Annotated in this window: 1 protein-coding gene; it reads right to left on the bottom strand. The window is 71.0% G+C overall.

Annotated features, from left to right (window positions below; translation table 11 throughout):
- Window positions 1–36 precede the first annotated feature (36 nt).
- A complete protein-coding gene (locus tag ACIQF0_RS03485) occupies window positions 37–7836 on the bottom strand; it encodes a type I polyketide synthase (protein ID WP_401023984.1) in 7800 nt (2599 codons plus the stop codon).
- Between the last annotated feature and the right edge of the window lie 252 nt (window positions 7837–8088).

The following is an 8088-nucleotide window of genomic DNA, read 5'->3' as shown; positions in this document are numbered from 1 at the left end:
TGGTCCGTCCTCATTTCGTGCGGGCAAACACTGCTTCTACGAGAGGTCGAGCAACTCGTCGTCGATGATGTTCAGGAGGTCCTCGACGGAGACGTTGCGGATGTCGTCGTCCGAAGTGGACACCGGCTTCTTCAGGCGCCCGAGCAGCTTCTCCAGACGCTCGCGGATCGCGTCGTGATCGGCAGGCGACGACGCCACAGCGGCTTCGAACCGGGTCAGCTCGGCCAGCGCGGAGCCGTCCGTCGCGGCGGACAGGCCGGTCAGCAGGTGCTCGGCGACCAGGCGCGGCGTCGGGTAGTCGAACACCAGCGCCGACGGCACGGGCAGGCCCGTCGCGGACTTCAGGCGGTCGCGCATCTCCACAGCGGTCAGCGAGTCGAAACCCTGGTCGCGGAACGCCTTCTCGGCTTGGATCGACTCGACACCGGAGTAGCCGAGCACCGCGGCGGCCTCGGAGCGCACCAGGTCCAGCAGCACCCGCGAGCGATCGGCCTCCGACAGGCCCGCGAGCTTCTCCTGCAACGCCACCTCGGCGCCGGCCACGTCGGCCTCGGGTGCCAGTGCCGCGACGACCTCGGGAATCGACGAGATCAACGGCGACGGGCGTGACGCGGTGAAGCCGGGCGCGAACCGGGCCCAGTCGGTGTTCGTGACGGTCAGAACAGTCTCGCCGTCGGACACCGCCTGCACCAGCGCGGTCAGCGCCAGCTCGGGATCCATCGGCAGCACGCCGTGGCGGCGCAGCTGGTCGTAGGCGTGCGGGTCGGTCGCCATGCCGGCCTCGGCCCACGCGCCCCACTGCACGGACGTCGCCACCAGGCCCTGACCGCGCCGGAACTGCGCCAGCCCGTCCAGGTAGGCGTTCGCGGCCGAGTAGGCGGGCTGGCCGCCGCTGCCCCACGCCGCCGCGCCCGACGAGAACAGCACGAACGCGTCGAGACGCCCGGTCAGCTCGTGCAGGTTCCGTGCCGCCACCATCTTGGCGCGCAACAGGTCCCCGAGCTGGTCGGCGGACAACTCCAGGAGCGGCGCGTCGCCGCTGTCGACTCCGGCGCAGTGCACGACAGCCCTCAGATCAGGCAGACCGTCCAGCAATTCCTCGAGAGCAGCGCGATCGGCGGCGTCGCAGGCCTCGACGAAGACCTCGGCGCCGAAGCCTTCGAGCTGCGCCACCAGGTGCTCGATCCCTGGGGTGAGCGAGCCACGACGGGAGGTCAGCACGATGCGCGAAGCACCCCGCGCGGCAACGGAACGAGCCACGAACCCGCCCAGCGCCCCGGTGCCACCGGTGATCAGGACCGTGCCGGACGGCGCCCAGTCCTCGCCGTGCTCACCGCGCGGCGCGGGCACCAGGCGACGGGCGAACACACCGTTGCCGCGCACCGCGATCTGGTCCTCGCCGAGCGAGTTCCGCAGCGCGGCCTGCAGACCCTGCGCGATCTGGTTGTCCACGCCGCCCGGCAGGTCGATCAAGCCGCCCCACCGGCGCGGCATCTCGAGTGCGGCGACCCGGCCCATGCCCCACAACGCGGCCTGCACCGGCGACGTCACGATGTCCCCGTGCCCGGTCGACACGGCGCCGCGCGTCACCGTCCACAACGGAGCCTCGATGCCCTCGAGGGCCTTCAGCAGTTCCACAGTTCCGGCCAGCGGATAAGGCACGTCACCCGAGTCGTCCGCGACGCCGAGCAGCGAGACGACACCCGTGAACTCCCGGCCGGCCAGCCCCGAGACCTTGTCCAGCGGCACGGCGACACCGCCGAGGATCTCCACGACGTCCCGCGTCCAGGTGTCCTGCTCCCCCGGCGGCACGACGACCAGCCACGCCCCGGAGAAGGCACCGGACAGCGAGAGCCGGTCCCACGACTCCCTGAACCGCCAGGAATCCACAACGGACTGCGACCGCTGCCGTGTCCGCCACGACGACAGGGCCGGCACGACCGCCGCCGCGACGTCGGGATCCAGCTCCAGCACGGACGCCAGCTCGTCGTTCTCCACCAGCTGCCAGAACGCCGCGTCGAGCGGATCGGCCCTGCCGACCTCGGCCTCGGGTTCCGGCCAGAAACGAGAACGCTGGAACGCGTACGTCGGCAGGTCGACGCGCACCGCGCCGGTGCCGTCGAACAGCACGGACCAGTCGACTGGCACTCCCACGACGTGCAGGCGTGCCAACGCCGACACAGCGGAGGACTCCTCCGGCCGTTCGCGGCGCAGCATCGGCACGACGGCGGTGTCCAGCGGCACCGCGCCCGTCTCGGTCATCTCCGCCACCAGCGCCGACAGCACGCCATCAGGGCCGAGTTCGAGGAACGCCGACACACCCTGACGCCCCAACGCGCGTACGCCATCGGAGAACCGCACGGCCTCACGCACGTGCCGCACCCAGTACTCCGGCGAGGTCAGCTGTTCGCGCAGGGCGAGCTGCCCGGTCACGTTCGACACGACCGGGATCTTCGGCTCGGAGAACGACAGTCCCTCGACGACCGCGCGGAAGTCGTCCAGCATCGGGTTCATCAAGGGCGAGTGAAACGCATGGCTGACCGGGAGACGCTTAGTCTTGCGATCGGCGAACCGGGCCACGACCGCCTCGACGCCGTCCTCGGTGCCCGCGATGACGACAGAACGCGGCCCGTTCACCGCCGCGATCGACACCTCGGAACCCAGCAGCGGCAGCAGTTCCTCCTCCGTGGCCTGCACCGCGACCATCGCCCCGCCCGGCGGCAGCGCCTGCATCAGCCGCGACCGCGCGTCGACCAGCCGGCACGCGTCCTCCAGTGAGAGCACGCCGGCGGCGTGCGCGGCGGCGATCTCGCCGATCGAGTGCCCGCCCACGAAGTCCGGCCGCACACCGAACGACTGGGCGAACCGGAACAGCGCCACCTCGATCGCGAACAACGCGGGCTGGGTGTACCGGGTCTCGTTCAGCGCGTCGAAGTCGTGGCCCCACATGACGTCGCGCAGCGTGCCGTCCAGGTGTTCCAGCACCGCGTCGAACGCCGCGGCGAACACGGGGAACCGCTCGTACAGCTCGCGTCCCATGCCGAGCCGCTGCGAACCCTGCCCGGAGAACAGCACCGCCAGCGGACGCTCCGAGGCCACGCCACGGGCGATCTCCATGCCGTCCACGACCACGGCGCGGTGCTCCAGCTGCGTCCGCGTCGACACCAGCGACGCCGCGACGTCCAGAACGGGAGTCTGCACCGCCCGGAACCGCTCCAGCTGCGCGTCCAACGCGGCGGAGTTCTTGGCCGACACCACCCACGGCACCACCGAGAGCACCGACGACGGCTCCTCCGCCGTCCCCTCGACCTCGGGTGCCTCCTCGAGGATCACGTGCGCGTTCGTGCCGGAGACACCGAAACCCGACACGGCGGCCCGGCGTTCCCGCGACACCGACGGCCAGGGCTGCTCCGAGGTCAGCAGCTCGACGCGGCCACTGCTCCACTCCACGTGGGCTGTCGGCGCCGTCACGTGCAGGGTGCGCGGCAACGTGCCGTGCCGCAACGCCATCACCATCTTGATCACGCCCGCGACACCCGCCGCGGCCTGCGTGTGGCCGATGTTCGACTTCACCGATCCGAGCCACAGCGGCCCGGAGGAATCGGTGCGGTTCTGGCCGTAGGTCGCGAGCAACGCCTGCGCCTCGATCGGGTCGCCCAGGGTCGTGCCGGTGCCGTGCGCCTCCACCGCGTCGACGTCCGAAGTGGACAAACCAGCGGACGCAAGCGCTTGCCGGATCACGCGCTGCTGAGACGGGCCGTTCGGCGCGGTCAGGCCGTTCGACGCGCCGTCCTGGTTGATCGCCGAACCGCGCAGCACCGCGAGAACGGTGTGACCGTGGCGGCGAGCGTCGGACAACCGCTCCAACACCACGAGACCGGCGCCTTCCGACCAGCCCGTGCCGTCAGCGGAGTCGGAGAAGGCCTTGCAACGGCCGTCCGCCGACAGTCCGCCCTGCCGGGAGAACTCCACGAACGTCTGCGGCGTCGACATGATCGTCACACCGCCGGCCAGCGCGATCGACGACTCGCCCGACCGCAGCGACTGCGCGGCCCAGTGCAACGCGACCAGCGACGACGAACACGCGGTGTCGACGGTGACGGCCGGCCCCTGCAGTCCCAGGGTGTAAGCGACGCGACCGGACACAACGCTGCCCGCGGTGCCGGTCGTCCAGTACCCCTCGGTCCCGGCGGGCGCGTCCAGCAGCCCGGCGCCGTAGTCGTGGTACATGACGCCCGCGAACACACCGCCGTTGGTGCCGCGTAGCGAGGCGGGATCGATGCCCGCGCGTTCCAGGGCCTCCCACGAGACTTCGAGCAGCAACCGCTGCTGCGGGTCCATCGCCAGCGCCTCGCGCGGCGAGATCCCGAAGAACTCGGCGTCGAAGTCCGCCGCGTCGTGCAGGAACCCGCCGCTGCGCGTGTGCGAGGCGCCGTCGAACAGCTTCTCCAGGTCCCAGTTGCGGTCCGCGGGGAACGGCGACACGACGTCGCCGCCCGCCATCACCAGCCGCCACAGGTCCTCCGGCGAGGCCACCCCGCCGGGATAGCGGCAGGCCATGCCGACGATCGCGATCGGCTCGTCCGGCGCCGACCGCACCATCTCCAGCGGCACGACGGAAGCCCGTTCGCCCAGCAGCTCCGCCCGCAGGTGCCGGGCCAGCACGGCCGGGGTCGGGTAGTCGAACGCGACCGGCGCGGACAGGTGTAAACCGGTCGCGGCGGTCAGTCTGTTGCGCAGGTCGACCGCGGTCACCGAGGTCAGGCCGAGCTCGCGGAACGTCTTCTTCGACTCGGCGCGCTCGGCGCCGGTCAGCCCGAGCACGCCCGCGACCTCGGTGCGCACCAGGTTGAGCAGGAAGATGTCCTGCTCCTCCGGTGACATCGCGACCAGGCGCTGGCGTAAGGCGGAGAGGTCACGCTCGTCCGGGGTGGCGAGCCGCGCGGAGACGTCGATCAGGCCGCGCAGCAACGCCGGGACCTCGGTCGACGACGTCTGCTCCCGCAGCGCCGCGCTGTTGATCCGCATGATCACGGCCTGCGCGAGCCCGGCCGAGGTCGCGACGTCGAACATCGCGGAGAACTCGTGCGCCGACAGCTCACCCACGCGCGACGCCGTGGTCGGCGCGTCCGTCGACCCGACCGCGAGGAACGTCGCGGCCAGCTCGCGCTTGCGGCGGTAGCGGGCCAGCGCGTCGAGGAACGAGTTCGCCGCCGCCTGCTCGCCGGAACCGACCAGGCCCAGCGCGCCGGCGACCGTGCAGAGCATCACGAACGCGGTGACGTCACCGCTCTTCGTGAGCTGGTGCAGGTTCACCGCACCGTCCACAACGGACCGGAACACGTCGGAGCGCGGCACGTTCGCCATCGGCTTCGCGGGGTGCTCGCCCTCACCGTGGATGACCGCGGTGATCGGCCGCTTGAGCTTGCCGAGCACCTCGGCCAGCGCCGCGCGGTCCGCCACGTCGCAGGCCGCGACCGCGACCTTCGCGCCCAGGGCGGACAGTTCCGACTCGAGCTGTGCGGTCGCCTCGTCGGCGCGGCCGCGCGGGCTGATCAGCAGCAGGTGGCGCGCGCCGTACGCGGCGACGAGATGCCGGGTCAGCGCGGCGCCCATCGTGCCGTCCGCACCGGTCACGACCACGGTGCGCTTGGGGTCGATGCGCAGCACCTCGTCGCTGTCGACCGACGCCGAGACGCGCTTGAGCCGCGGCATCAACGCGATGCCCGAGCGGATCGCGAGCTGCGGTTCACCGGCGGCGACCGCGAGCGGCAGCATGACGGTGGACGGCTCCAGGTCGTCGATGTCGATCAGCGTGAACCGGTTCGGGAACTCGACCTGCAACGACCGCAGCAGTCCCCACACCGGCGCGTGCACGAGGTCGCGCACGTCCTCGACGCCGGCCGCGACCGCGCCGCGCGTCAGCACGACCAGGCGGGAGTGCGCGAACCAGTCGTCATTCACCCACGTGCGCAGCACTCCACCGACCTTGCGCAACGCCTCCTGCGCCGCCGTCGTGAGCTTGCCGCCGGTGTCCATGTCGTCGGGACAGCACAGCACCGCGACGTCCGGGGCGGGCTCTCCGTCCACAACGGACACGTGCAGCGACGCCGCGTCGAGATGCGTGGCGACGTGCACACCGGCGGACGCCAGCGACGCGGTCAGCCCGAACACGTCCGGGCCGACGACCGCCCAGCGCTTGGCCAGCTCCAGACTGTTGGTCCGCACGGACGGCATCGGCGCCCAGTCCATGCGCAGCAACGACTCGTGCTGCCCGCCGCTCGCGGCCCGCAGCCGGGCCGGTCGGTCGAGCAGCACGTGCCGGGTGATCTTGCCCGAGGTCGTGCGCGGGATGTGGTCGATCTCGTACAGCTCTTCCGGCACCTTGAAGTTCGACAGCTGCTCGCGGCAGGCGTCGTACAGGCGCACCGGGTCGAGACCCTCCTTGCCAGGCACGACGAACGCGATCGGCACCTCGCCGAGGATGTCGTGCGGCTTGCCGACCACCGCGGCGTCGGCGACACCGGGAACCTTGAGCAGCACCTCCTCCACCTCGCCGGGGTGGATGTTCTCGCCGCCGCGGATGATGAGCTCCTTGACGCGGCCGGTGATCGTGACGTAGCCGTACAGGTCCCGCCTGGCCAGGTCACCGGTGCGGTACCAGCCGTTCGGCATCGCCTGCGCCGTCGCCTCCGGCTGGTTGTGGTAGCCCGCCATGAGACTCGGGCCGCGCACCCACACCTCGCCCTCGGCCTCCACGTCGACGTCGACGTGGGTGTCCGGGTCGACGAGCCGCACCGCGAGGCCCGGCACCGGCAGGCCGACCGAACCCGGAACCCTGGTGCCCTGCGGCCAGTTCACCGTGATCAGGCCACACGTCTCGGTGCTGCCGTAGCCGTCGAGCAGCGCGACGCCGAACAGGGCCTCGAACTCGACCCGCAACGCCGGCGGGCACGCGGCACCCGCGGTCAGGCAGCGCTGCACCGTGCCCGCGGAGACCTCGCGCGTGCGGGCAACTTCCAGAAGATGGTGGTACATGGCGGGAACACCGCACATGAACGTGTAGTCGTCGCCTTCCAGCGCGGCCAGCACCTCGTCCGCGGCGAACCCGTCGAGGATGCGGGCCGAAGCACCGACCGCCGTGACACCGACGACGCACAGCACGTGAGCGAGAGAGTGGTGCAGCGGCAACGGCCACAGCACCTTGTCCTCGCGACTCAGGCCGATGACCGGGGCGTAGCAGGCGGCGACCGACCACAGGCAGCTGCGCTGGGTCGACAGCACGCCCTTCGGTTTGCCGGTGGTGCCGGAGGTGTAGAGCATGAACGCCACGTCGTCGAGGCCCTGGTCGTCCCGCGCGGGAACGACCGGTTCCGTCGAGGTCAGTTCCTGGTACGACGCAACGGAACCGCCGCGCGGGAGCGGTTCGTCGCCGCTCACCACCACCTGGAGGTAGGGGCGGCCCGGCAGGAGCTTGCGGACCTGGTCGAGGTGCGCGAAGTCGGTGATCACGACGCGGGCACCGCTGTCGTCCAGCACGTAGGCGAGCTCGGCGTCGGCGGAGTGCGGGTTGAACGGCACCGCGACCGCGTTCGCACGCGTGACGCCCAGGTAGCTCTCGATGATGTCGACGCTGTTGCCCAGGAAGATCAGCGCGCGGTCGCCCGGCTGCAGCCGCAGGCCGGCGAGATGCCCGCCGAGCCGCCGGGTGCGCAGTTCCAGGTCCGCGTACGTGACCGCACGGCGCGAGTCCGCGAACGCGACCTTCCCCGGCTGGTTCGCGGCGTGGTGGCGCAGCAGTTCGGACAACGGCCGGATCAGTTCGGTTCGAAACATCCCGACGTCGCTCCCTATTTACTGGCTTACTGGAGACGTGGCCTGCACCTCGAGCGATGCTAGCCTCGGCCTCATCTCGCCGGTAAGTAGGAAATCCCCTAGCACCCCCCTAGGACCCCCCTATCATCCGGCCGAAAGTGCTTTCTCCTGGCGCAGCCGTTTTGCGGAGCCCGCCCGGTGGCTAATCTTTGATCACCGGCCCGGAAGAGCAGCCGGAAACAATAATTCGGCTTCACTTCGCAAAATTCTTTA

The sequence above is a fragment of the Lentzea sp. NPDC092896 genome (assembly GCF_044754905.1).
Taxonomy (GTDB): domain Bacteria; phylum Actinomycetota; class Actinomycetes; order Mycobacteriales; family Pseudonocardiaceae; genus Lentzea.
The sequence above is the reverse complement of the archived record's forward strand: the minus strand, read 5'-3'. Positions and strand labels throughout refer to the sequence as shown.

Bases quoted from the DNA above. Each gene is read 5' to 3' on its own strand.
- ACIQF0_RS03485 (WP_401023984.1), bottom strand. From the start codon at position 7,836: ATGTTTCGAACCGAACTGATCCGGCCGTTGTCCGAACTGCTGCGCCAC.